Raw genomic sequence first — 22,137 nt, 5'->3', positions numbered from 1 at the left:
TCGACGCTGATGTCAGACAGCCGTATCGCCTCCGTCGTCCCGGCCCAGGATGGACTGCCGGTTCCGAGGCGCTACTGGGCCATCGTCTCCATCGGCCTGGGCATCACCCTCGCCGTCCTGGACGGCGCCATCGCCAATGTCGCCCTGCCGTCCATCGCCCGGGATCTCCAGGCGTCGGAGGCCGCGTCCATCTGGATCGTCAACGCCTATCAGATCGCCATCGTGGTCGCGCTTCTGCCGCTGGCGTCGCTGGGCGAGATCGTCGGCTATCGTCGGGTGTCGCAGGTGGGGCTGGCGGTTTTCACCCTGGCCTCCCTGGCCTGCGCCCTGTCCGATTCGATCCTGACCCTGAGCCTGGCCCGGGTGCTGCAGGGGTTCGGGGCGGCGGGGATCATGAGCGTCAACGGCGCCCTGGTGCGCTTCACCTATCCGCAGCGGATGCTGGGCCGGGCGGTCGGGATCAACGCGGTGATCGTCTCCATGGCCGCCGCCGCCGGCCCGACCATCGCCAGCGCCGTGCTGAGCCTCGGCGAATGGCGCTGGCTGTTCGCCCTGAACATTCCGCTGGGGGTTCTGGCGGTGTCGATGGCGGGCTTCACCCTGCCGCACAACCCGTTGCAGAAGCGCAGGCTGAACCTGACCGGGGCGGCGCTGAGCGCGGCGGCCTTCGGCCTCGTCATCACGGGGATGCAGGCCCTGGCCCACGGCGAGGCTTCGATCCTGGGCTTCGGCCTGACGGGGCTCGGGCTGGCGGCCGGGGTGCTGCTGGTGCGGCATGAGAGGCCCAGCAAGACGCCGCTGATCCCGCTGGACCTGCTGGCGCGGCCGATGTTCGCCCTGTCGGTCGCCACCTCCATCATCTCCTTCACCGCCCAGATGATGGCCTTCATCTCCTTGCCGTTCTTCCTGCAGGGCTCGCTGGGGCTGAGCGCGGTGGAGACCGGGCTGTTGATGACGCCCTGGCCGCTGGCGACCATGTTCGCCGCACCGCTGGCCGGGTGGCTGTCGGACCGGTACTCGGCCGGGATACTGGGCGCCGTCGGCTTGAGCCTGTTCGCCTGCGGTCTGATGGCGCTGAGCTTCCTCGACGGGGATTCGTCGCGGTTCGACATCATCTGGCGCATGGCCCTGTGCGGGGCCGGGTTCGGCTTCTTCCAGTCGCCCAACAACCGCGCCCTGCTGTCGGAGGCTCCGCGTGAGCGGGCCGGGGCGGCGGGCGGCGCCCTGGGCACGGCGCGGGTGCTGGGCCAGTCGATGGGGGCGGTCGTGGTCGCCTTCCTGCTGTCGGCGGCCCCGGTCTCGGGCGTGCGTCACGGCTTCGAGCTGGCCGCCGTCGCGGCCCTGTTCGGCGCGGTGATGAGCGGATCGCGCATCCGACGCCGCATCGCCGAGCCGGAGAAGGAGGTCGAGGCGGTCTAGACGCGCCTGAGGTCGGCGACCCCGCGATTCGCCAGCTGGTCGGCGCGTTCGTTCAGTTCGTGCCCAGCGTGGCCCTTGACCCAGCGCCATCTGACGTCGTGCTTCAGCCGGGCGGCGTCCAGACGCTGCCACAGGTCGGCGTTCTTGACCGGCTTCTTGTCGGCGGTCAGCCAGCCGCGCGCCTTCCAGCCGCGCATCCATTCGGTGATGCCCTGCATGACGTATTTGCTGTCGGTGTGAAGCTCGACCCTGCACGGCCGTTTCAGCGCCTCCAGCGCCATGATGGCGGCCATCAGCTCCATGCGGTTGTTGGTCGTGTTGGGCTCGCCGCCCCACAATTCCTTTTCGTGGCCGCCCCCGGTCTGGAGCAGGGCGCCCCAGCCGCCGGGGCCGGGATTGCCCTTGCAGGCGCCGTCGGTGTGGATGATGACGTGATCGGTGGGACTCATGGTCGCGAAGACCTACAGCCTCCCTTGGCGCGGGGCCATCACTGCGCCTATATGCGCTGAAGATAAGTGACGGGATCGATGATCGGTCCGCGTGAGGAGAACGAGCCATGGGCTCCATGAGCATCTGGCACTGGGCCATCGTCATTGTCGTCGTCGCCGTCCTGTTCGGTGGACGCGGCAAGCTGTCCGGCATCATGGGCGACGCCGCCAAGGGCATCCGCGCCTTCAAGGACGGCCTGAAGGACGACGACAAGAAGGACGGCCCGCACGACGGCGTCAGCTCGCTGCCCCGCACTGAGGCGGAAAAGGAAGAGCTGAAGCGCTAGTCGTCGTCTGTAAGGGCTGACGCATGGGCGGGCTCGGCCCCGGTATCGGGGGCTTCGAATTAGTGGTGATCGGCCTGGTGGCCCTGCTTGTGGTGGGGCCAAAGGATTTGCCTGTTCTGATGCGTCGCGTCGGCCAGATGGTCGCCAAGGCGCGCGCCATGGCCAACGAATTCCGCTCAAGTTTCGACGAGATGGCGCGTCAGTCCGAACTGGACGACCTGCGCAAGGAGGTCGAGGCGCTGCGGAGCGGGCAGGGGGCCATGTATCCCCTGGGCGCAGACGCCGATGCGGCCTTCAAGGACATCAACGCCGGCCTGACCGGGCCGGGCGCGCCGGCCGCCCTGCCGGCGCCGACCGCCGAGGCGCCGATCATGACGCCCGCAGCCGACGAATGGCCCGATGCCCCGCCGCTCGTTGAGCCGACGCCGACGATTGAGTCCAAGACGAAGCGCGCGACGGCGAAGACCGCCGCCAAGTCCGCCGGATCGGCAACGGCCGAGACTAAGCCCAAGCCGCGACCGAAGGCGAAGCCGAAGGCCGCGTCCACGGCCACGATCCCCGCGACCAAGACGCCCGCCAAGCCCCGGACCCCGCGCAAGAAGGCCGTCGAGCTTTGACTTTTTCCGATCGTGACGAGGCCGAGATCGAGGCGTCGCGCGCGCCGCTGATGGACCACCTGATCGAGCTCCGCAGCCGGTTGCTGATCTGCGTGATCGCCTTCGGCCTGGGCTTCATCCTGTGTTTCGCCTTCGCCAACCAGATCCAGATCGCCCTGATCAAACCCTATCAGGCGGCGGCGGCCATTCATGCGGCGGCCCTGGCGTCCGGCGGACACGCCAACCCGCTCGAGCTGATCGCGACCATGACCGGTCTGCGCCCCTATCCGCCCGGCAGCGCCGCCGTGGTGCAGCTGATCGCCACCGCGCCGCTGGAGCAGCTGTTCACCAAGATGAAGATCGCGGCCTTCGGCGCGGCGGTCCTGACCTTCCCGGTCATCGCCTGGCAGATGTACCGGTTCGTGGCGCCGGGCCTGTACCGAAACGAGCGGGGCGCCTTCCTGCCGTTCCTGATCGCGGCGCCGGTGATGTTCTGCCTGGGCGGGGCGTTGGTCTATTATGTCATGCTGCCCTTCGTCATGCTGTTCTCGCTGGGTCAGCAGGTGGTCAGCGACGGGATTTCCGTGGCCCAGACAACGAAGATTTCGGACTATCTGAGCCTGGTGACCTCGCTGCTGCTCGCCTTTGGCCTGTGCTTCCAGTTGCCGGTCGTGACGACCCTGCTGGGTCTCGCCGGCATGATCAGTTCCAAGGCCATGGCGGCCGGGCGGCGCTATGCGATCGTCGCCGTGGTGGTGGTCGCCGCCGTGGTGACGCCGCCGGACCCCATCAGCCAACTGATGCTCGCCGTGCCCCTGGTCATCCTCTACGAGGTCTCGATCTGGTGCGTGCGGCTGATCGAACTGCGCCGCAGGAAGGCGGATGACGAGGACGGGCTGGCCTCGGCCTGAGCCCCGTCGCTCTAGCCCCGCTTCTTGCCGTCCGCGTGATCGACGGGGCAGACCCGTCGTGAGCCGGTCTGGCGGAAGGGCGACAGTCTGAGCTTGGACTCATGGTCGGCCGGCCCGGCATGGCCCTCCGGATGCAGTCCGCGATAGTAGAGTTTCTGCCATTGATCGGCGGGGGCCGTGGGCTTGGTCTTCTTGACCCACTCCTGGAAGGCCAGCCGCGAGGCTCGCCAGGCGTCGAAGGTCTGCAGCATCTCGGGCTGGTCCTCCATCGGCCGCAACTCCGGCTTCAGCCTGTCCAGCACGCCGCGCGGGGTGGGGAAGAAGAAGCAGAAGGGCTCGTTTTCCTCGAACCGGATCCAGACGTCGGGGCGGGTGAAGCGCCAGTTCATGGTGAAGGTGTAGGGCGACCAGTCCGTCTCGATCACCCCGCCCATCGGGGCGATGCCGTCCTTCATGGCGTTGGGCGGGCCGCCGACCCACAGGTTCCAGCCTTCCGAGGTGCGCATGATGCCGTCGACGTGGAAGGTCAGGGTCCCGCTGCCGAACAGGGAGACCGGACCCCGCTGCGGGTCCGAGCCGGGATCAAGCACGATCTCGACCGAGCTGGCGTCGACGCCGCCATGCCAGCGGGCCTTGAAGCCGCAGGGGCTGAGCATCTCCCAGCCGTGGGTGTTGGCGATGGCGAGGGGCAGGCAGCGATAGGCGAAACTGTCGGGCGTTTCGGTCATCCAGTCGCGCCTGGGCGAGGCCGGCGCCACACGCGGGGCCCAGCCCTCGCGCACATAGCAGACCAGTTCGGTTTCGGCCGCGCGGACCGGGGCGCCCTTGGGACGCGCGGGAACAGACCCCTTGAGACGCTTGACCATTTCGAGCCTCGTATGCCGCCGATGCGGCCTTATGGCATGGGCGCCGGCGGCGTGTAAGCCGGCCGCGTCTGGGCCGGCCGCGTGACGCACGGAAAAGAAAAGCCCCGGACGGCGGACCGTCCGGGGCTTTCCTGAAGTCAGACTGCTGAAGGGATCAGCAGCTGTAGTACATGTCGAATTCGACGGGGTGCGGGTGCAGTTGCAGGCGCATCACCTCTTCCATCTTCAGCTCGATATAGCTGTCGATGAAGTCGTCATCCATGACGCCGCCCTTCTTGAGGAAGGCGCGGTCCTTGTCGAGGTTCTCGAGGGCTTCGCGCAGCGAGCCGGAGACCTCGGGGATCGAGCCGCGCTCTTCCGGCGGCAGGTCGTACAGGTTCTTGTCGGCGGGCGCGCCCGGATCGATGCGGTTCTCGATCCCGTCCAGACCCGCCATCAGCAAGGCGACGAAGGTCAGATAGGGGTTGCCCATCGGGTCGGGGAAGCGGGCTTCCAGACGCTTGGCCTTCGGCGACGACACGTGCGGGATGCGGATCGAGGCCGAACGGTTGCGGGCCGAATAGGCCAGTTTCACCGGGGCTTCGTAGCCGGGGACCAGACGCTTGTAGCTGTTGGTGGTCGAGTTGGCGAAGGCGTTGATGGCCTTGGCGTGCTTGATGATGCCGCCGATGTACCACAGGCATTCCTGCGACAGGCCGGCGTATTTGTCGCCGGCGAACTGGGGCTTGCCGTCCTTCCAGATCGACATGTGGACGTGCATGCCCGAACCGTTGTCGGCGAACATCGGCTTGGCCATGAAGGTCGCCGACTTGCCGTAGGCGGCGGCGACGTTGTGGATCACGTACTTATAGAGCTGCAGCCGGTCGGCCATGGTCAGCAGGTCCGAGAATTTCAGACCCAGTTCGTGCTGGGCCGGGGCCACCTCGTGGTGGTGCTTCTCGGGCTGGAGGCCCAGGTCGCGCATGACGCCCAGCATTTCGCCGCGCAGGTCCTGGCCGGAATCGACCGGGTTGACCGGGAAATAGCCGCCCTTGGGCCCAGGGCGGTGGCCCATGTTGCCCTCGGTGTATTCGGCGCCGGTGTTGGCCGGCAGCTCGGTCGAATCATACGAATAGGAGGTGTTGTGCGGCTGGGTCGACCAGCGCACGTCGTCGAAGATGAAGAACTCGGCTTCCGGGCCGAAATAGACCATGTCGCCCACGCCCGAGGACTGGACATAGGACAGGGCCTTCTTGGCCATCGAGCGGCTGTCGCGGTTGTAGGGTTCGCCGGTGTCCGGGTTCAGCACGTCGCAGAACAGGAACATCGTGGTCTGCTGGTAGAACGGGTCGATATAGGCCGTGGTCAGGTCCGGCTTCAGCAGCATGTCGGACTCGTTGATGGCCTTCCAGCCGGCGATGGACGAGCCGTCGAACATCGTGCCTTCGTTCAGGAAGTCCTCATCGACCAGGTCGATGTCGAAGGTGACGTGCTGCAGCTTGCCGCGGGTGTCGGTGAAGCGAACGTCGACATATTTGACGTCCTTCTCCTTGATCTCCTTGAGGATTTTGCTGGCGCTCATTCTCGGAAGTCCTGTTTCTTGGTCGTTGGGGAGGAACCGATCGATCAGCGCATGGACGCGCCGGCCGCCGGAGGAGGGGTACGCGAACTCAGACGGCCTGGGCCCCGGTCTCGCCGGTGCGGATACGGATCACCTCGGCGACGTCGGACACGAAAATCTTGCCGTCGCCGATCTTGCCGGTGCGGGCCGAGGTCTGAATGGCCTCGACGACCGCAGGGGCGAGATCGTCGGCGACGACCACCTCGATCTTGATCTTGGGCAGGAAGTCGATGACGTATTCGGCGCCGCGATACAGCTCCGAATGACCCTTCTGGCGGCCATATCCCTTGGCCTCCAACACAGTCATGCCTTGCACGCCGACGTCCTGGAGCGCCTCTTTGACGTCATCCAGCTTGAAAGGCTTGATGATGGCTTCAATCTTCTTCATGGCGACCCCTGAGCGGCGTGCGGAATGCAGCGGCGCTCGGGCGGGAATGGGACACATCAAGGCCGTTCAAAGCAAGCGGTTTTCGCAGAAAAATCACGGATATTCGGAGCCCGGATGATAGAAACCAACGACCCGGCGATCTGGCGCAATTTTCTTCCGTGGCCGGGCGCGGAAACGCACAAGCATGCGCGGGGGCGCCTTGGGGTCGTCTCGGGTCGGGCGCACCAGACCGGGGCGGCGCGGCTGGCGGCGCGGGCCGGACTGCGGATCGGGGCCGGGGTGGTGCGTATCTACTGCCCCCCCGACGCGGTCGCTGTGATCGCCCCCGCCATCGAGGCCGTCATGCTGACCCCCTTCGCCTCGGCCGAGGCCCTGGCGCGCGAGGTCGAGGAGATGGACGCGGTCGTGGTGGGCCCGGCGGCGGGTCTGGACGAGGCGACCGTGGCCAATATCCAGGCCCTGGCGTCCAGCGGCGCCGCCCTGGTGATCGACGCCGACGGCCTGTCGGTGTTCAAGGGGCGCAGCGCCGAACTGTTCGCCCTGCTGGACCGCGATGATGTTCTCACCCCGCACGAGGGTGAGTTCGAACGCCTCTTCCCGGGTCTTCTTCACAGGGGGCGAGTGGCCGCCGCAGCCGAGGCGGCGGAGCGCGCCCAGGCCGTCGTGGTGCTAAAGGGCGCCGAGACCGTCATCGCCGCCCCAGACGGTCGTCTTCGCATCAATCGCAACGGGTCGCCCTGGCTGGCCACAGCAGGAACCGGCGACGTCCTGTCCGGGATGATCGGCGGTCTGATGGCCCAGCGCATGGACAGTTTCGACGCCGCCTGCGCCGCCGTGTGGATCCACGCCGACGCCGCCGACCGATTCGGACCGGGCCTGATCGCCGAGGACCTGAGCGAGACCTCGCCGGTCTCGCTCAGGGCGTTGTGGATGGCTGTTCGCCAAGGGTAAGGGCGTCGCGGACGTCCTGCCCCTGACGAATTCTGAAAACCCCTGCGATCCCATTGTGGAACGCGCATCTGGAGCCTGCGCGACCGCCAGGCCTGGACTGCGGGCTGTTTCAAAACGGGACTATCGGAAGACGCCTGCAGCGCCTATTGCAGACCCCCTGAGGTGAAAAGGGTCTGTATTACATATGAGTTTTGCCTCGGGGGCGGTCCTGCGGCCCGGCCAGTCGGCGCTCGCTGCGTCGTCGAAGGTCGGGCTGGGCACAGTGTTGCTTCTGGCGTCTGTGCAGTTCGCGGCCTTTGTGGATCGCGCTGTGCCGTCTGTCGTCGCTGGAGCGCTGAAGGGCGAGTTCGACCTGACGGACCGCCAGATCGGCGCTCTGCAGGGCCCGGCCTTCGCCCTGACCTATGCGGCGGCCATGCTGGCGGCGGGGCACTGGGGGCGGCGGATCGAGCCCTTCCGGCTGATGGCGCTTTGCGTGGCCGTCTGGACGGTCGGCGGCGCGGCCTTCGCTCTGGCGTCGAGTTATGAAGCCCTGATGGCGGCGCGGATGGTGCTGGGGGTCGGCCAGGCCGCCTTTGCACCTGCCGCTCTTATGATCCTTGGGTCGTCGAGCGTCGGCATGGGGCGCGCGCGCGCCGTTTCCATGTTCACGAGCGGGTCGGCCGCCGGACGAAGCGGCAGCTTCTTTCTGATGGGCGCAATTCTGTTGCTGGTCGGAGGGCAGACCGTGGCGGGCCTTTCACCCTGGCGCTCGGCCTCCCTGATTCCGATCCTGCTCAACCTCGGCCTGATCGGCGGCCTTCTCTGGAAGGCGCGGGGGCGTCGGATGGTTTCGGCGGAACCGACGCGGGGCCTGCGCACGGCCGTCAGCTGGCTCGCCGGGGACGGACGAGCGGTGTTCGGGCTTATGGGGGCAAGCGCCGGGTGCGTGCTGTCGATTCAGGCGGCGGGCGCCTGGATGCCGTCCATCCTTGCGCGCGCGCATGACCTCAGCAGCGGTCACGCCGCGATCGCGATCGGCGGCGTGGTGCTGGTCGCGGCCCCTGCGGGCCATTTGACGGCCGGATGGCTGTTGGGGCTCGAACGCATGAAGGCGTCGGGACCTGCGCCGGTCATGGCAGGCGCCTTGGCCGTTTCGGTGCTCGCCGCCTTCGGATTGATGACCACGACCTGGCTGCCGATGACGCTTGCATGCCTGAGTCTGCTGGTCGCGAGCAGCGGCATGGCCGCCGCGTCCGCGCTGATCGGATTGCAGCCGCTGACGCCTGATCCGATCCGCAGCGGGGTGAACGCCATCTTTCTGGCCGCCGTGTCCGTTGTCGGCGTCGGACTGGGGCCGTGGGTCACCGGCGTGGTCAGCGACCGGAATATCGATACGCGGTTCGGTCTTGCGACCAGCCTGGCGTGTGTCGTCATGGTTGTAGCTGCGGTCATGATTCCCCTGGCGCTCTGGCAAGGCCGGCGCTGGATTTCCGGCCCAAATGCCCCTGGTTTCGGGTCTGAACCCCCTCGAATGCCGGTGGCGTTTAATTCCCCAATCAGGCGAAATACATAAAAACGCTGAGGAAAATTATATCGCCCACAGCGATATACCCAAATCTGGCGACGCTTAATGTTTTCTTAACTGCAACAGTCCGGTCAGCGAGACGCCCGAACCCAGGGCGCCGCGGGGGGACGGGCATTGCACGCTATCCAGCACGCGAATGTCGGCGGTGAGCCGACGTGGATGCGCCGCCGTGCGCGATACCCAGCCGGTGGCGCCGCCCTGGGTCTGGCGATCCTCGGCGTCCTCGGATCCGCAGCGCCTGCCGCCGCGCAGGACGCCGGCGTGGACATCACCGTCTCAGCCGTCATTCCAGGTCGGTGTGGTTTCAGCCGGATTGCGCCGCCGCCTCTGCGCGGCTTCACCCCGGATCTTGAGACAGCCCAGACCTTCAGCGTCTCTCTGCCGCTCGACTGCAACACGCCTTTCGCCGTCGGCGTTCGGGGCGAGAAGGGCCGTCTGGTCAACACCACCGGCGCACCCGACGGGTCGGGATACGCCTTCGACAAGAGCTATGGCGTACGGCTGACGCTGGAAACCAGCGACGGCGACGTGCGCAGCGGTCGCTGCCTGTCCGACCAGATCGTGGCCGGTGGAAACTGCGACTTCGCATCGGACCAGCCGGGCAGGGGCCTGGGCTCTGGCTCAGGCATCGCGGCGCCGGGCGGCGTGACCCTGACCATAGACTGGCCGGACCAGTCCACGCTGAACCAGCGCCTCGCCGCGGGCGACTACAGCGACACCATCACTCTGGTCGTCGGAGCGCGCGCCTGATGCGCACGCCCTCGGCCGGATCGGCGCATCGCGCCCTATCGAATTCGTCGACCGCATATCGCGGGCGACGGAGCCCTCGACGGGCCTTCCGCCCGCTCGAAAACACGCCGGGCTTCTCCGGCGCTCAATCCAAGACGGAGACTACCCTATGAAGCGTATCGTTTTCGCGGCCTCGGCCGCTGCTATCGCCCTGACCGCCGCCGGCGCCGCCTCGGCTCAAGACAGCCAATCCGTCGCGATCAACGCCTCGGTCGCCGCCAAGTGCGGCGTCTCGGCTCAAGCCACCACCGTGACCCTGGCCGGCGACCTGACCGACTCGGAAGCCAAGGTCCGCAGCGGCGTGACCACTGAAATCGCAGACGCCCTGAACGGCGCCCGCATCATCGCCTTCTGCAACGGCGTGAACAACTCGGTCACCGTCGACCGCGCCGTTCTGGCCCGCACCGGCGCCACCGGCAACGGCCTGACCGAGGGCGGCTTCGCCCAGTTCATCCGCTACAACCTGGACACCACGATCAACGGCCTGGCCCTGGACACCACCAGCACCGCCGGCGCCTCGAACGTGGCCCAGCGCTTCGGCGGCCACGTCAGCCTGAGCGACAGCAACACCCACGTTCGTTTCGCCCAAGCGGCGTCGAACGGCGGCGCTGTGGCGACGTCGGGCGGTTCGAGCGACATCGCGACCAACTGGGGTTCCAACACCGACCGTAGGCTGGCCGCTGGCGCCTACACCGGCTCGGTCAATGTGACCGTTGCTCCGGGCGCCTAAGCCCCAATAAGCGCCGACGTTCCCACGGGGCGTCGGCGTCCGTCGGACCGGTCCCCCCGCACAGGGCCGGTCCGACCCCCTTTGGATCCACCAGGTAGTTTCCCATGATGCCCGCCGCCGCCCGACGCCTCGTCGGAGTCCTTCTAACTGCTGCGGCCTTGCTGGCCTCGGGCATTCCCGCCACGGCGTTGAATGTTCAGCCGGTGATCATCGATCTCCTGTCTTCTGGCCGGCGCACCTCGACGGTGCTGACGCTCCAGAATACTTTTTCCACCACAGTTCCCGTCGAACTGACCGCCCGCCGGTTGGACGTCGTCGACGGCGAATTGCGCGAAACCGATGTCGAGGCCGAAGACCTTCTGGTCTTCCCGGCCCAGGCCACCGTGGAGCCGGGCCAGTCCCAGGCGTTCCGGATTCAGTGGGTCGGCGACCCCGAGATCCAGGCCAGCCAGCACTTCTTCGTCACGGTCGCCCAGTTGCCTGTCGTGCTGCCTGAAAACCAGAACGCGATTCAGGTGCTGTATAATTTCAAGGTTCTGGTCAGCGTCGGCGCGCCCGGAGCCGTGTCCGCCCTCGCGGTCCAATCGGTGGCGATCGAGACGGGCGAGGACGGCGTCGGCCGCCCTGTGCTCATGGTCAGCAACTCCGGCAACACCTACGGCTATGTCGGCAAGAACCGTCTGACCCTGGTGCAGCGCGCGCCGAACGGCGACGAAATCCTGCGCGAATCCTGGGAGCCCGAGCAACTGCAGCAGCTGATGGGCCTGGGCCTGGTGCCTTCGGGCGCCACGCGCCGGCTGCCGATCAATATTCGCCTGCCGCAGCCGAATGGCGCGGTGACGGTCGAACTGACGCCGGTTCAGGATCGGTGATCGTGTGATCGACGCTCAACCGCCTTCCTATTATTCCGCCGCGTCAGAGGCGGCGTTCGAGGTGATCCAGACCGCACCCCCGTCGCCGGCGCTGAACCCTTCCGGCCGCGACGTCTACCTGGGCGGACCGCTGAAGGACGGCCCTTTCATCCTGGGCGAGATTTCTTACCTGCTGACCGCCGACGCGCGTATCCAGGTGGACGTCGATCCGCTTCTGGACCTGCTTCAGCCCGTGATTTCGCCGGCCTCCTGGCAGGCGCTGGCCAGCGCCCTGGCGGGCCGGCAGCGGGTCTCGACCGTCGAACTGACGGACCTCGGCTTTCCGATCGCCTATGATCCGGCCACCTTCGGTCTGACGCTGTCGATCAGCCCTGATGTGCGGCCCAGAACCAGCCTGAGCATTTCGGGGGGACGTGAACAGTTTCGCGGGCCCGTGGCCAAGCCCGCAAACCTTTCGGCCTATGTGACCACCTATCTGACGACCGACTATGTACATGTGGGCGAAGACACCGGCTTCGGCACGCCCAGCCTGCTGATCGACAGCGCGGTCCGATTCCGGGGGGTCGTCCTCGAGAACGAAGCGACCCTGGAGGATTCGTTCATCCGCGAGGGTACGCGTCTGGTCTACGACGACGTCGCACGCACCGGGCGCTGGACGGCCGGTGATCTGAGACCCCAGGCGCGGGGTTTTTCGGGGGCCAGCCCTATCGCGGGCCTGTCGCTGGAGCGGGTCTACGCCGATCTCGATCCCCAACGGAACATCCAGCCGAGGGGCCAGCGGTCCTTCACCCTGGTACGGCCTTCGACGGTGGAGGTGTTCATAAACGGCCGTTCGGTTCAGCAGACGCGGCTGAACCCCGGCTCCTACGACGTCAGCGACTTTCCCTTCGCCCAGGGCGGCAATGACGTGCGGCTGGTGATCCGCGACGATGCGGGCGTCGAAAGCGTCTTCTCCTTCTCCATCTTCTTCGACCGAAGCCTGCTTGCGGCCGGCTTGACGGAATTCGGCTTCTACGCGGGCACGCGAACCGACTTCGACCAGGGCGGCCGGAAATACTCGGGGGACGCGGCCGGGTCGGGCTTTTATCGGCGCGGCCTGACCGACGATCTGACGGCGGGCGCCAACTTCCAGGCCAGCGCACGCGGCGGCGTGGTGGGCGGTGAAATCGTCTGGGCGGCGCCGATCGGCACGATCGGCATGAATCTGGCTGGATCGTCCATCGCCGATATCGGCGAAGGCTATGCGTTGAACCTCAGCTTCGAACGCGTTTTCGGCGCCGACCGAAGCAGCGCCCGTTCCTTGAACGCCACGGTCCAAACCATCAGCGAATCCTTCGCCACGCCCGGCGTCGAACTGGCGGACAATCCCTTCGCCTATGAGGCCGGGGTCACCTATTCGCAGTCGATCGGCACGACCCAGTATGTTTCGGCGGACGTCTTCTATTCCGTGGGGCGGGGCGCACGAGAAGACCAGGCGTCGGCCCGCGCAAGCTACGGCTGGCGCGCCAGCGGCCGGCTGCTGTTCAATGCCGAGGCGAATTTCGAGAAGCGTCAGAACCGCACCGAGACCGGCATCCGGTTTGGCCTCACCTATCGCATGGGCTCCTACGCCAGCGCGACGGCGGAGGTCGACAGTCGCCGCAATCGGGCGCGTGTCGGGTACCAGACCTCGCGCGGACGGGGCGTCGGCTCCTGGAGCGCGGCGGCGAACCTGGACACGTCCGAAGACGCGGCCGGGGTCAACGGGTCGTTCACAGCCCTGCTGAACCGCGCCGAAATCGGCGGGTCCCATCTGACGTCGTTCAACGCCGACAGCGGCGAAATCTCGGATCAGCGGACTTCATTCCGGGCCGGGGGCGCGCTGGTCTATGCGGACGGCAAGATGGCCGTGTCGCGTCCGATCTACGACAGTTTCGCCCTGTTCGCGCCGCACGCCAGCCTGAACGACTCCCAAGTCTATGTGGAGCCCCGCGAGGGGAACTACACCGCGCGGTCCGGTCGGCTGGGCGGGGCCGTGACGCCTGAACTCAGCGCCTATTCGCCGCGCACGGTGATGTTCGACGTGCCGGATGCGCCTACCGGCTACGACATTGGCGCCGGCTCGGTGCAACTGCTGCCGCCCTACCGTTCCGGCTATCTGATCACCGTCGGTTCGGACTATTCGGTCTCGGCCACCGGCCAGCTTGTCCAGGCGGACGGCGCGCCGCTGAAACTCCTGGTCGGCACGGCCTATGAGATGGCGCGACCGGATCAACCCGGCGTGCGCATGTTCACGAACAACTCCGGCCGCTTCGCCGTTCAGGGCCTTCGGCCGGGCCGTTGGCGGATCGAGGCCGGGGTCGACGGCGCGCAGACCTATATGATCGTCATTCCCGCTGGCGCGGACGGCCTGGTCCGTCTGGGCGTCATCACACCGGAGCCCCGCCCATGAAGATCGTTTTGCCGACCGGTCTCGCCGCGCTCGCCCTGATGTTCGCGCCCGCCGCCGCACAGGCCGGATGCGCAGGGTTCGAGTCGCAGGGAACGGGCCTGTCCGTTCGCTACGATCCGTTCTCGGGTGCGCCGATCAATCATGCATTCAACATCCGGGTCAGCCGGACCGATCCCTCCGTGACGGCCGTCCGCTTCATCCTGGTCGACCCTGACCCCCGGGGCGGTCGTTCGCAGTTCGGGGCGGGCGGGCCACAGGGTTACGATGTCGAATGGGCGCGTGACTCTTCCCGGCCGGTGTTTTTCAGCGGCGCAGAACAGCCCAATGCGACCAATGGCGCCGTGGTCAGCTTCAAGGCCGGGCCTGCGGGCGACGTCGTCAACGAGAGTTTCCGGCTGATGGCGCCGGCCGGCCAGTCTGTCGGATCGGGAGACTATTACGAACCGCTCGAGGTTCGTTACGTCTGCTACTCGGGCGAGGAGCGGCTCGACGCGGCGGAGATTCAGCAGGCCGGCCGGGTCGCGCTGGACCTGGAGACGCCGGACATGATTTCGGCCTTTATCGGATCCGCAGGCATGCGACGGGGCGAGATCGACCTGGGCGTCCTGAATCCCGATCAGTCCTCCAGCGGAACCGTGGTCGTGACCGCGCAGTCGACCTCGCCCTACGAGTTGAGCGTGTCGTCGAAATGGGGCGTGCTGCGTCGTGGCGACGCGGATGCCGCCGGCCTGCGCTATTCGATGCGTCTGGGCGGAATTCCGGTCGAGGCGGGGGCGGCGCTTGTGTGCGACCGCACGCCGGCGCCCTCTGGCCGCAGCCATCCGCTGCAGGTCACGGTCAATGGCGACGATATTTCGTCCCAGCCCGCCGGCGCCTACAGCGACGTGGTCACCCTGACGTTTTCTCCGCGGCTCGGGCTGTCGCCCGGCGCCGGCTGTTCGATCTAGAAGATCATGCCCTTGGCTTCGGCCCGGAGGCTCAGGCTCATGGCGTCCTGAGGCGACGACAGGATGATGCCGAGGTCGCGCTGGCGGAACGCCGGCTGATTGCTGTCGATGATGACCGTCTGGGTGGCCGTCGAGGAGAGCGGCACACGCTGGCCGTCGACCACGGCGAAGGCGTCGACCAGGCCGACGGGATGGTTGAGGATCAGGCGATAACCCTCGACGTTGTTGCAGAGCTCGGTCATTCGGCCCAGGCCGGTTTCGCCGGTTTCGAAGGCGGGGATGACGGCCGCGCCGACCTCGACCCGGCAGATGGTTCGAGCTGTCGCTCGAATGCCGATCGAAACCCCGCCGGCGAGGGCAGGGGCGACGCCCAGCAGGGAGACGGCCGCTGCAAGCGTGGCCGTTTTCAGAATGTCAGAGCGCGAAACCATCAGGCGTCCTTCCAGGAGCGAGGCTTCACATTTATCCGCTCCGCCTGAAAGTCACTTTAACCGGCGTGGTCAACGCCTGTTTACCTTACCTCGACCATCCAGGACGCCCAGCGCCGTTTGATCGTCTCCAGGCGACGCGTCGGGTCATCGACCATCTGGCGGTAGGCGGCAGGGGATAGGCCGAAGCGGGCGCGGAAACGGCTGCGCATGTCCGCTTCGTTGCGGAAGGCGTATCGGAGCGCCAGTTCGGCGAGCGGCGTGGTGTCGTCCGAGCGATCCAGCGTGGTGCGAACCGCCGCCAGCCGCCGGCTTTGAATGAAACTGTCGACGCCGCCGTGGGGCGCGAGCAGCCGGTATAGCGTGGCCCTGGAAACGCCGGTCTCCCTGGCGATGACGCCGGCATTGAGCCCGGGATCGCCGAGACCTTGCTCGATGATCCTCTGGATGGCCTCGCGGCGATCAAATTCCATCCGCCGTTTCGAAGCCGTGGCGCCGCCGCCTGTCGGACCGATGGCGAGCCCCAGCAGATCCACAAAGGTCCGGGATACCGTCGGAAGTGCATCATGCTCGAGCGCGCCGGCCCGGCGACACAAGGAAAGAAGATAGTCCCCCAGCAGACCGGCCTGATCGGGGTCCAGCACCCGGCCATGCAGGCCGTTGGCGGCGCCGGCCGCAGCCTCGATCAGATCACGGGCCACGCTGACCGTGATCAGACGTCCATCCGGGATCGTGGTTCGGGTCTGTCGGCGAAGATCCTGAAGCACCAGGTCGCCCGGGCGGGCCTGTTCGAAACCGCTGACCTCGCTGGCGACGAGAACGCCCTCGACCACCAGATGAACGACGAAATGGGAAAAGCCGTTGAGACCGACGCGCTGCGCCGGACGGGCGTGCCCGACGCCCGTCAGCCGGCGATCAAACAGGATGAGACGATCCAGGCGATGAGCCGTGACCTCAGCAGACACGGCCTGTCCGCTTGAGACCACGTCCGCGCCGCCGTCATAGAGGTTGCGATAGGTTTCGGCGGCTTCGGGCGGCGTCAGGCCTTGCGTCGAAAAGCTGAAGCTTTCGATCATGATCCGGCGTTGGCCCGTCGGGGGCTCCGCGTGCGGTCTGTCGAGAGCGATACTGTGCGCCCAACGGGCAAGATGAAAAGCGGGGAAATGAATCCCTGTTTGGTACGCGGCACTGACTATCCTGATCTCGGCGAGATGGTGATGCAGGATTGGCGCCATCCTCAGCAGACGAAGCGAATCCGATCCTCCAGTCTCAATCGTGAGATCAAGGGCGCAATACCCACACTTGGGGATGGGGCGTACTTATAGCCAAGCCAGACTATTAATCTCTGGTAAACCATGTCGCTCCCGATGACTTCTCGGCTCGTTGCGCTGGCAGGCGCCACGGGACGGGAGGATGAGGCTCCCTCTCTTCACCTGTCCCGTTGGTTCGCCAACCACGCCATCGCCTGCCTTTTCCTTTCCGCACAGACCCTGGAGGTGCTGGATGCGAACGCCGCAGCCATCCGCCTCGTCGATGCGTCTGATGAACTCGCGCTCAGCGGCGGCAAACTGGTGGTCCGGGGCAAGGCGGCGGCGGAACAGTTCCGCCGGTTCGTCTACAGTCTCGACGGAGCCCCCGAGATCCACATGGTCGGCGATCACCACCGGTCGCTTCTCATGCGCGTGGAAAGGGTCGACGAGACCGAGGTGATCGCCGTTCAGCTTTTCCCGATCGCCCAGGACGAGGATCAAGGCCTGTGGGCGAACATGGGCGTGATCTTCGGCCTGACGCCGTCGGAGGATCGTCTGATCAAGCTTCTGGTCGGCGGCGCCAATATCAAGACCCTGTCCGAAGATCTCGGCATCAGCGTCGAGACCGCACGGACGCACGTCCGGCGTTCCTATTTGAAAATCGGAGTGAGCAATCGCGAGCAACTGTTCGCTGCTGTCGCGCCCTACCGGCTCAAGGGTTGATCGTCGCGCCGCCTTGGAGCTGAGCGGCGCATCCTCGTGAGCCGGCGCATGGTGTTGATTGTCACAGTCGAGTTCTAAGCCCGGCGGAAGCAGCGCTGATGACGGCGCTGTCGTCTTCACGCTCGCCTGAACCGCACGTATTTCAAGCAGGCGGGTTCGACCGTTCCAAGTTAAACGGGGATCACCCATGCCCAAGATCGACCGCCGCGGCCTGTTGGCCGGCCTGACCGCCGCCGCCGCCTTTCCCTCGCTGGCGCGGGCCCTGAGCATCGCGCCGAAGGTGCGGACGGGTACGATCCAGGACGTCGATCATGTGGTCATCCTGATGCAGGAGAACCGCTCCTTCGATCATTATTTCGGCACGATGAACGGTGTGCGGGGCTTCTCCGATCCTCATCCGGCCCCGGCGCCCAGCCTCGACGGCCGCGCGCGCGACGTGCTGCTTCAACATGACGGCGGCGGCGAGGGGCCGGCTTGGCTGGCGCCCTTCCCGTTGAACACGCGTCAGACCTTCGCCCATATGCGGGTCGAGGGCACGCCGCACAGTTGGCCCGACGCCCAGGCGGCCTGGGACGATGGGCGGATGGGCCGCTGGCCCGAGGCCAAGCACGCCCATTCGATGGGCTATTATGAGCGCGCCGACATTCCGTTCCAGTACGCCATGGCCGACGCCTTCACCCTGTGCGACGCCTATTTCTGTTCGCTTCAGACCGGCACGAACCCGAACCGGGTCATGCTGTGGTCGGGTTGTAACGACGGGTCAGGCGAGCGCGGCGGTCCCTGTATCGGCAATTCGCACGACACCCTGCCGGGCGAGGGCGAGGCCATGGAGCCCTATCGCTGGACCACCTATGTCGAGCGGCTGCAGGCGGCGGGGATCGACTGGCGCATCTATCAGGACATGGCCGACAACTTCACCGACAACCCCCTGGTCGGGTTCGAAGCCTTCCAGAAGGCGGTGGCCGGGGCGCCGGGGTCCGACCCGGCCCTGGTCGAGCGCGGCCTGACCACGCGGGCGCTGGACGGGCTGAAGGCCGATGTCCTGGCCGGACGTCTGCCGCAGGTGTCCTATGTCATCGCCACCGCCAGCGGCTCGGAACACCCCGGCCCGTCCAGCCCGGCCCAGGGCGCCGACTATACGGCCCAGGTGATCGACGCCCTGACCGCCGACCCCGAGGTCTGGGCGCGCACGGTCCTGCTGGTCAATTTCGACGAGAACGACGGCTTCTTCGACCATGTGCCGCCGCCGGCGCCGCCGTCGCGCGATGCGGCGGGCGGACTGAAGGGCGGCTCGACCGTCGATCTGGCGGGCGAATATCACCTTCAGGCCAGCCCCGCCGACGCGCGTCTGGACCTGCCGGAATACCGCGGCCGTCCCTACGGTCTGGGGCCGCGGGTGCCCATGTATGTGCTGTCGCCCTGGAGCCGGGGCGGTCGGGTCAATTCCGAGGTGTTCGACCACACCTCGGTGATCCGGTTCCTGGAGGCCCGTTTCGGGGTCATGGAGCCCAATATCTCGCCCTGGCGGCGCGCAGTGTGCGGCGACCTGACGTCCTGCCTCGACTTCTCCGGCGTGGACGCCCGGCCCGTGCCTCTGCCGGCGACCCAGGCAGACGCGGCGCGTGCCGCCGCCCTGGACGGCCGCACCACCCCGCCGACTCCCGCCGAACCGACACGCCCGCACCAGGTCGCCGGCTTCCGCCCGGCCTGTCCCGGCGTCTACGCCCTGGAATGCGAGCGCGAGACGGCGGGCGACCGGGTGCGGTTGAGCTTCGTCAACACGGGCAACCGCACAGCGGTCTTTCATGTCTATGACCGGATGAACCTGGAGGCCGGGCCGCGCCGCTATACGGTCGAAGGCGGCCAACGGCTTCAGGACGACTGGAGCACGGCCGGCGGCGTCGATCTGCAGGTCATGGGGCCGGACGGCTTTCACCGACGGTTCGTCGGCGCGGGGGACGAAGTCGTGTCGGCGCGGCTGGACTGGCGCGGCGCGGCGCCTGTTCTGGTCCTGACAGGCAGGGGCGAGGCGGAGGTGACGGCCGGCGCAGGCGTTCGATCCCTCGCCGTCGACGGCGAACACCGGATGGATCTCGCCTGGGACGACGCCAACCATCGCTATGATATTGCGGTCGAAGCTGCGGGTTGGCGAAGCGAGTTCGCCGGGCGCGGGTGATCAATACAAAAAAAGGGGCGGCGCGCTGATGCGACGCCGCCCCGACATGGTTTCCGCCCGGATCAGAAGCGGTAGGCGACGCCGACCCGCAGGTTGCGGCCCGGCAGAGGCGCGATGTCCTTGAGGAAGGAGACGTGTTCGCGGGCTTCCTCGTCGGTCAGGTTGCGCGCCTCGGCGAAGACGGTGACGTTTCGATCCGTCAGCGGACGCCAGGCGGCGGCCAGGTTCAGCAGGGTGTAGTCGTCGGTCGGCAGTTCGTATTCGTTCGCGACCCGGTCCTGTTCCCCGACATGGCGCACCTCGACGCTGGCGTCGAACGGCGTGGAGGTCCAGGCGACGCGGCCGGTCAGGGAATAGGGCGGAATACGCGCTGCCGGACCCAGGTCCGTCTGGGCGTGGACAAAGTCGGCGGCGGCTTCCAGCGACAGTTTGCGGTCGCCGTTCTGCCAGGCCGTGTAGGAGCCTTCGGCCTCGAAACCATAGAAGCGGGCGTCGGTCTGGACGAACTGATAGACCGGGAATTCCTCGTTCTCTTCCTCGAACAGGAAGGTTTCGCCGGTGGCCCGCTCGTCGATGAAACCGTCGTACCACGAGTGGTAGACGTGCAGGTCGCCCGTGAACCGTCCGCGATCATAGTGCGCCGTGGCTTCGAGCGTATTGACCTTTTCGCTGTTCAGATTGACGTCGCCGGTCTCGTAGGCGGCGGTGGCGATGTGCACCCCGTCGGCGAAAAGCTCCACCTCGCTGGGCGCGCGTTCGTTGTGCGCCAGGCTCAGGCCCAGGAACAGGCCGGGCGCGGGCCGCAGGAAGGCGGCGGCCGAGGCCGACCAGTTGTCGAACGTGCGATCCACCTGGCGGTCTTCGCCGATCGGCGTGGCGCTCAGTTCGCGACGATCATAACGCAGGCCGCCCTCGAAGCCGTAACCCTGGCGGTCCAGACGCTGGACCGTGTAGACGCCCAGTTCGTCGATGTCGGTCGTCGGAACGAAGGCTTCCTCGCCGATGGCCTGGAAGTTGCGCGAAAGGGATTGCACCCCGACCGCGCCGTTCCAGTCGCCGCGCGTGCGTTGCACCAGGTCGGCGCGGCCTTCCCAGCCGTCCGAGTTGAAGACCGTGCCGGGCTCGCCGACATCCTCAAACTCGGTGTGGGTGTAGTCCGCGTGGCCGTAGGATCCGCGCAAGGCCGAGAAGGGGCCGTCGTCGAAGCGATATTCGCCCCGAACATCATAGCGTTCCTGGTTCAGCTTGATGAAGACGGTCTCCTCGGCGACCGTGCCGTATTCACTATCGGTATTCTTGTAGGAGGCGCCCAGGAATCCCTTGTCGCCGATATAGGAACCGCCGACGCCCCAGGCCTCCAGATCCGAATAACTGTTGGGCTGGGATCCGCCTTCGCCCCGTTCCACGCCGTCGGCTGCGGCCTTGCGGGCGGACAGGGCCGGGGCGGGAATGTCGTAATCGTCCGACTTGCGCTTCACGCCATCGATGTTGAAGGCGAAATTGCCGCTGCCGAGGGTGACGCGGCCGAACGCGCTGCGGCCGTCGTCGACGCTGGACGCCTGGGTGGAGACGACGCCTGACATCCCGCCCTCGGGAATGGACGTGGGGATGCGTTCGTCGATGACATTGACCACGCCGCCGATGGCCGATCCGCCATACACCAGCGTCGCCGGCCCGCGGATGATTTCGATGCGGCTGGCCTCGGCCGGGTCGGTGGCTACGGCGTGGTCGGGCGAGACCGAGCTGGCGTCGATCAAGCCGATGCCGTTGGTCAACACCTGCACGCGGGGGCCGGAGAGACCGCGAATGACCGGGCGGCTCGCGCCGGGGGCGAAGTCGGTCGAACGGATGCCGGGGCGAGTGCTGACCAGATCGCCCAGAGACACGGCCGGCGCGGTGGCCAGGGTCTGGGCGTCGATCACGTCTGTGGCGATCGTCGTGGCGCGCTGGCTTATGCCATAGGGCGCGCCGGTGACGATGATGTCGTCAAGATCGACGGGCTTGGGGGCGGTCTGGGCCGAAGCGGCGCCCGCGAGCAAGGCGGAGGCGGCGGCTCCAAGCAGCAAGGAGCGGGAGGAGGAAGTCAGACGCATGAGAAATCTTTCACCGGAGGGTGATGTAGTTATGAGATAACATCACACTTGGTCAAGACTGTCGCAACCCCGCGCGTTTCATCCTCAAGGCCTGTGGCGGATGGGAGACTGTGATCGGTGACCTGGAACGGTCAGGTCCCATGAAGGGTCAGCCCCGCTCGGCCCACTTCAACAGGGGAATGAGCGGCAGGCCCCAGGCTGTGCCGCCGACGCCGAAGAACAGGAAGTCGATCCAGGGGGAGGCTGGCAGAAGCCCGCGCAGGGCGATCAGGCCCCAGACCCAGAAGATCAAAAAGGCCAGCACGCCGACCGCCGCGACGAATCGGCGCGCACGGGGCGGCATCAGCGCTTGTTCCGGAACAGGAAGAAGGCGACCAGGCAGACGCCGGAGCCGATCAGGGCCCAGGGCACCCAGGCCCAGCTGTCCATGGTGCTGACGGCGAAAACCCGCACCGCCAGGAACCAGCCGCAGGCCAGGCCCACGCCGGACACCAGGCTGGTTCCGCCAAAGCCACGGCGGCCGGTGAGCAGATCGGCGATCCAGGCCAGCAGAAGTCCGCCCAGCACGGCGGCGACGATGTCGGCGTATTCCAACCCTGATCTCCTGCGGCGTCAGCGCCGTTAA

Annotated in this window: 22 protein-coding genes; 13 read left to right on the top strand and 9 right to left on the bottom strand. The window is 66.9% G+C overall.

Annotated elements, in window-relative coordinates; all coding sequences use genetic code 11:
• Positions 1 to 9 precede the first annotated feature (9 nt).
• On the top strand, positions 10 to 1,419 hold the full coding sequence (locus AC1RSI_RS04575; protein ID WP_291751627.1) for an MFS transporter: 1,410 nt from the start codon (positions 10 to 12) through the stop codon (positions 1,417 to 1,419).
• Here the strand turns inward: AC1RSI_RS04575 and rnhA are convergent.
• Positions 1,416 to 1,868, bottom strand: a complete 453-nt coding sequence (gene rnhA, locus AC1RSI_RS04570; RefSeq protein ID WP_035308508.1) for a ribonuclease HI — start codon at positions 1,866 to 1,868, stop codon at positions 1,416 to 1,418. The two genes, AC1RSI_RS04575 and rnhA, sit on opposite strands and share 4 nt — an antisense overlap.
• 107 nt (positions 1,869 to 1,975) lie before the next feature.
• On the opposite strand from rnhA, the gene AC1RSI_RS04565 reads away from it, so the two are divergent.
• The 3 genes from AC1RSI_RS04565 to tatC are packed head-to-tail and all read left to right on the top strand — an operon-like array spanning position 1,976 to position 3,701.
• On the top strand, positions 1,976 to 2,194 hold the full coding sequence (locus tag AC1RSI_RS04565) for a twin-arginine translocase TatA/TatE family subunit (protein ID WP_035308509.1): 219 nt from the start codon (positions 1,976 to 1,978) through the stop codon (positions 2,192 to 2,194).
• Between the two features lie 23 nt (positions 2,195 to 2,217).
• A complete protein-coding gene (gene tatB, locus AC1RSI_RS04560; RefSeq protein ID WP_040349571.1) occupies positions 2,218 to 2,811 on the top strand; it encodes a Sec-independent protein translocase protein TatB in 594 nt (197 codons plus the stop codon).
• Entirely contained in the window at positions 2,808 to 3,701 is an 894-nt protein-coding gene (gene tatC, locus AC1RSI_RS04555) for a twin-arginine translocase subunit TatC (protein WP_008258703.1), read from the top strand. The genes tatB and tatC overlap by 4 nt, the downstream gene beginning before the upstream one ends.
• Positions 3,702 to 3,712: 11 nt before the next feature.
• On the opposite strand, the gene AC1RSI_RS04550 is transcribed toward tatC, so the two are convergent.
• The 3 genes from AC1RSI_RS04550 to AC1RSI_RS04540 all read right to left on the bottom strand — a co-directional run bounded on the left by AC1RSI_RS04550 (position 3,713) and on the right by AC1RSI_RS04540 (position 6,555).
• Positions 3,713 to 4,567 carry a DUF6065 family protein gene (locus AC1RSI_RS04550; protein WP_008259569.1) on the bottom strand — a complete coding sequence of 285 codons (855 nt, stop codon included), beginning with the start codon at positions 4,565 to 4,567 and terminating at the stop codon, positions 3,713 to 3,715.
• Between the two features lie 154 nt (positions 4,568 to 4,721).
• Positions 4,722 to 6,128, bottom strand: a complete 1,407-nt coding sequence (gene glnA, locus AC1RSI_RS04545) for a type I glutamate--ammonia ligase (RefSeq protein WP_008258959.1) — start codon at positions 6,126 to 6,128, stop codon at positions 4,722 to 4,724.
• Positions 6,129 to 6,216: 88 nt separating this feature from the next.
• The gene (locus tag AC1RSI_RS04540) at positions 6,217 to 6,555 is read right to left on the bottom strand and encodes a P-II family nitrogen regulator (RefSeq protein ID WP_008261682.1); all 339 of its coding nucleotides are present in this window, start codon (positions 6,553 to 6,555) and stop codon (positions 6,217 to 6,219) included.
• Positions 6,556 to 6,669: 114 nt separating this feature from the next.
• Between AC1RSI_RS04540 and AC1RSI_RS04535 the strand changes: the two genes are divergently transcribed.
• The 7 genes from AC1RSI_RS04535 (at position 6,670) to AC1RSI_RS04505 (ending at position 14,842) form a co-directional block, all read left to right on the top strand.
• Positions 6,670 to 7,506 carry an NAD(P)H-hydrate dehydratase gene (locus AC1RSI_RS04535; RefSeq protein WP_008263982.1) on the top strand — a complete coding sequence of 279 codons (837 nt, stop codon included), beginning with the start codon at positions 6,670 to 6,672 and terminating at the stop codon, positions 7,504 to 7,506.
• A gap of 280 nt (positions 7,507 to 7,786) precedes the next feature.
• Positions 7,787 to 9,061: an MFS transporter gene (locus AC1RSI_RS04530; RefSeq protein WP_492322662.1), complete on the top strand. Its 1,275-nt coding sequence runs from the start codon at positions 7,787 to 7,789 to the stop codon at positions 9,059 to 9,061.
• Positions 9,062 to 9,232: 171 nt separating this feature from the next.
• Positions 9,233 to 9,823 (top strand): hypothetical protein, encoded by a 591-nt coding sequence (locus tag AC1RSI_RS04525; protein WP_154725420.1) that lies wholly within the window; start codon positions 9,233 to 9,235, stop codon positions 9,821 to 9,823.
• 148 nt (positions 9,824 to 9,971) lie between these two features.
• Entirely contained in the window at positions 9,972 to 10,592 is a 621-nt protein-coding gene (locus AC1RSI_RS04520; protein ID WP_035309562.1) for a hypothetical protein, read from the top strand.
• A gap of 104 nt (positions 10,593 to 10,696) precedes the next feature.
• Complete coding sequence (locus AC1RSI_RS04515; RefSeq protein ID WP_008260166.1) at positions 10,697 to 11,464, top strand: fimbrial biogenesis chaperone; 768 nt, start codon at positions 10,697 to 10,699, stop codon at positions 11,462 to 11,464.
• A 4-nt stretch (positions 11,465 to 11,468) separates the two neighbouring features.
• Positions 11,469 to 13,895, top strand: a complete 2,427-nt coding sequence (locus AC1RSI_RS04510) for a fimbria/pilus outer membrane usher protein (RefSeq protein ID WP_154725418.1) — start codon at positions 11,469 to 11,471, stop codon at positions 13,893 to 13,895.
• Positions 13,892 to 14,842 carry a hypothetical protein gene (locus AC1RSI_RS04505; RefSeq protein WP_154725417.1) on the top strand — a complete coding sequence of 317 codons (951 nt, stop codon included), beginning with the start codon at positions 13,892 to 13,894 and terminating at the stop codon, positions 14,840 to 14,842. Before AC1RSI_RS04510 ends, AC1RSI_RS04505 begins: the two co-directional genes overlap by 4 nt.
• On the opposite strand, the gene AC1RSI_RS04500 is transcribed toward AC1RSI_RS04505, so the two are convergent.
• Both AC1RSI_RS04500 and AC1RSI_RS04495 read right to left on the bottom strand, forming a co-directional pair.
• Positions 14,839 to 15,273 (bottom strand): hypothetical protein, encoded by a 435-nt coding sequence (locus AC1RSI_RS04500; RefSeq protein ID WP_154725416.1) that lies wholly within the window; start codon positions 15,271 to 15,273, stop codon positions 14,839 to 14,841. The two genes, AC1RSI_RS04505 and AC1RSI_RS04500, sit on opposite strands and share 4 nt — an antisense overlap.
• 80 nt (positions 15,274 to 15,353) lie before the next feature.
• A complete protein-coding gene (locus AC1RSI_RS04495; protein WP_492322661.1) occupies positions 15,354 to 16,505 on the bottom strand; it encodes a helix-turn-helix domain-containing protein in 1,152 nt (383 codons plus the stop codon).
• Positions 16,506 to 16,625: 120 nt separating this feature from the next.
• On the opposite strand from AC1RSI_RS04495, the gene AC1RSI_RS04490 reads away from it, so the two are divergent.
• Both AC1RSI_RS04490 and AC1RSI_RS04485 read left to right on the top strand, forming a co-directional pair.
• Complete coding sequence (locus AC1RSI_RS04490) at positions 16,626 to 17,243, top strand: helix-turn-helix transcriptional regulator (protein WP_154725414.1); 618 nt, start codon at positions 16,626 to 16,628, stop codon at positions 17,241 to 17,243.
• A 187-nt stretch (positions 17,244 to 17,430) separates the two neighbouring features.
• Complete coding sequence (locus AC1RSI_RS04485; protein ID WP_154725413.1) at positions 17,431 to 19,419, top strand: phosphocholine-specific phospholipase C; 1,989 nt, start codon at positions 17,431 to 17,433, stop codon at positions 19,417 to 19,419.
• Between the two features lie 62 nt (positions 19,420 to 19,481).
• Here the strand turns inward: AC1RSI_RS04485 and AC1RSI_RS04480 are convergent, their stop codons facing one another.
• From AC1RSI_RS04480 to AC1RSI_RS04470, 3 genes are all read right to left on the bottom strand, one after another.
• Positions 19,482 to 21,512, bottom strand: a complete 2,031-nt coding sequence (locus AC1RSI_RS04480; RefSeq protein WP_154725412.1) for a TonB-dependent receptor — start codon at positions 21,510 to 21,512, stop codon at positions 19,482 to 19,484.
• A 148-nt stretch (positions 21,513 to 21,660) separates the two neighbouring features.
• Positions 21,661 to 21,855 (bottom strand): DUF2842 domain-containing protein, encoded by a 195-nt coding sequence (locus AC1RSI_RS04475; protein WP_035310276.1) that lies wholly within the window; start codon positions 21,853 to 21,855, stop codon positions 21,661 to 21,663.
• On the bottom strand, positions 21,855 to 22,106 hold the full coding sequence (locus AC1RSI_RS04470) for a hypothetical protein (RefSeq protein ID WP_008260584.1): 252 nt from the start codon (positions 22,104 to 22,106) through the stop codon (positions 21,855 to 21,857). The genes AC1RSI_RS04475 and AC1RSI_RS04470 overlap by 1 nt, the downstream gene beginning before the upstream one ends.
• Between the last annotated feature and the right edge of the window lie 31 nt (positions 22,107 to 22,137).

The sequence above is a fragment of the Brevundimonas sp. GW821-FHT10E09 genome, assembly GCF_058809375.1.
Note: the sequence above shows the minus strand (reverse complement) of the source record. Positions and strands in the feature narration are given on the sequence as shown.

Excerpts from the sequence above, each read along its gene's own strand:
- AC1RSI_RS04575 (WP_291751627.1), top strand. The coding sequence starts at position 10 with ATGTCAGACAGCCGTATCGCCTCCGTCGTCCCGGCCCAGGATGGACTG.
- rnhA (WP_035308508.1), bottom strand. The coding sequence starts at position 1,868 with ATGAGTCCCACCGATCACGTCATCATCCACACCGACGGCGCCTGCAAG.
- AC1RSI_RS04565 (WP_035308509.1), top strand. The coding sequence starts at position 1,976 with ATGGGCTCCATGAGCATCTGGCACTGGGCCATCGTCATTGTCGTCGTC.
- tatB (WP_040349571.1), top strand. The coding sequence starts at position 2,218 with ATGGGCGGGCTCGGCCCCGGTATCGGGGGCTTCGAATTAGTGGTGATC.
- AC1RSI_RS04550 (WP_008259569.1), bottom strand. The coding sequence starts at position 4,567 with ATGGTCAAGCGTCTCAAGGGGTCTGTTCCCGCGCGTCCCAAGGGCGCC.
- glnA (WP_008258959.1), bottom strand. The coding sequence starts at position 6,128 with ATGAGCGCCAGCAAAATCCTCAAGGAGATCAAGGAGAAGGACGTCAAA.
- AC1RSI_RS04540 (WP_008261682.1), bottom strand. The coding sequence starts at position 6,555 with ATGAAGAAGATTGAAGCCATCATCAAGCCTTTCAAGCTGGATGACGTC.
- AC1RSI_RS04535 (WP_008263982.1), top strand. The coding sequence starts at position 6,670 with ATGATAGAAACCAACGACCCGGCGATCTGGCGCAATTTTCTTCCGTGG.
- AC1RSI_RS04525 (WP_154725420.1), top strand. The coding sequence starts at position 9,233 with ATGCGCCGCCGTGCGCGATACCCAGCCGGTGGCGCCGCCCTGGGTCTG.
- AC1RSI_RS04520 (WP_035309562.1), top strand. The coding sequence starts at position 9,972 with ATGAAGCGTATCGTTTTCGCGGCCTCGGCCGCTGCTATCGCCCTGACC.
- AC1RSI_RS04515 (WP_008260166.1), top strand. The coding sequence starts at position 10,697 with ATGATGCCCGCCGCCGCCCGACGCCTCGTCGGAGTCCTTCTAACTGCT.
- AC1RSI_RS04505 (WP_154725417.1), top strand. The coding sequence starts at position 13,892 with ATGAAGATCGTTTTGCCGACCGGTCTCGCCGCGCTCGCCCTGATGTTC.
- AC1RSI_RS04500 (WP_154725416.1), bottom strand. The coding sequence starts at position 15,273 with ATGGTTTCGCGCTCTGACATTCTGAAAACGGCCACGCTTGCAGCGGCC.
- AC1RSI_RS04495 (WP_492322661.1), bottom strand. The coding sequence starts at position 16,505 with ATGGCGCCAATCCTGCATCACCATCTCGCCGAGATCAGGATAGTCAGT.
- AC1RSI_RS04490 (WP_154725414.1), top strand. The coding sequence starts at position 16,626 with ATGTCGCTCCCGATGACTTCTCGGCTCGTTGCGCTGGCAGGCGCCACG.
- AC1RSI_RS04485 (WP_154725413.1), top strand. The coding sequence starts at position 17,431 with ATGCCCAAGATCGACCGCCGCGGCCTGTTGGCCGGCCTGACCGCCGCC.
- AC1RSI_RS04480 (WP_154725412.1), bottom strand. The coding sequence starts at position 21,512 with ATGCGTCTGACTTCCTCCTCCCGCTCCTTGCTGCTTGGAGCCGCCGCC.
- AC1RSI_RS04475 (WP_035310276.1), bottom strand. The coding sequence starts at position 21,855 with ATGCCGCCCCGTGCGCGCCGATTCGTCGCGGCGGTCGGCGTGCTGGCC.